Consider the following 636-nt stretch of genomic DNA (forward strand, 5'->3'; position numbering starts at 1 on the left):
ATCATCTTTATATTTTGGATTGTTCTGCAACTCAAAAGGAATATGAGAATTGCATAAAATTACAAAAATATTTGTTATTATTATCAAACCAAAAGATGCAAATATCAAAATACCTTGGATAAAATAGGGATTTTTTTTAATTTCTAAAAAACATAAAAATATAAAAATTATAATACCAAACAAGGCTCTTAGCTGCTTATCTGTAAACATATTTATTTCCTGCGGTTTTTGATAATTTTTTGATCTCTTTATTGATCTCATCTATGAGAGGTTCGTAATTGAGAACGCTTTTCGGAATACCACCCCCATAAATCCACGCTTTCACTTGAGCCTTGGTACTGTAATCAACTTTCTCAGGCATCTCATGATACTGACCACCGTCAAATTCTTCATATTCTCTTGTACCATCATCATATTCGTAAAGATTGTAAAAATACTCTGCTACCCCTAATCCCCATGGGGCATGCCCCACCGCCGTTGCAACGAACTTTTTTCCCCCCTTCTGTTTACGTTTTTTTAAAAACATCTGGTTTAATATCCCCTATCTAAATCCATAACTTTACCAATGGGTTTATTTGCCTCAAAATGGACCGTATAGAAGCGTTTTTAATTTCAATGTGGTTTTTATCACAAAAT

The 636-nt window shown here is 32.7% G+C and carries 1 protein-coding gene and 1 pseudogene; both read right to left on the minus strand.

Going from position 1 to position 636, the window contains the following annotated elements:
- A pseudogene (locus ACFIMP_RS09885) lies at positions 1 to 210 on the minus strand (hypothetical protein); the annotation flags it as partial.
- Complete coding sequence (locus ACFIMP_RS09890; protein WP_375648000.1) at positions 197 to 526, minus strand: hypothetical protein; 330 nt, start codon at positions 524 to 526, stop codon at positions 197 to 199. The pseudogene ACFIMP_RS09885 and the gene ACFIMP_RS09890, both read right to left, overlap by 14 nt.
- Between the last annotated feature and the right edge of the window lie 110 nt (positions 527 to 636).

The sequence above is a fragment of the Bartonella sp. AP65SXKL genome, assembly GCF_042195725.1.
GTDB lineage: Bacteria > Pseudomonadota > Alphaproteobacteria > Rhizobiales > Rhizobiaceae > Bartonella.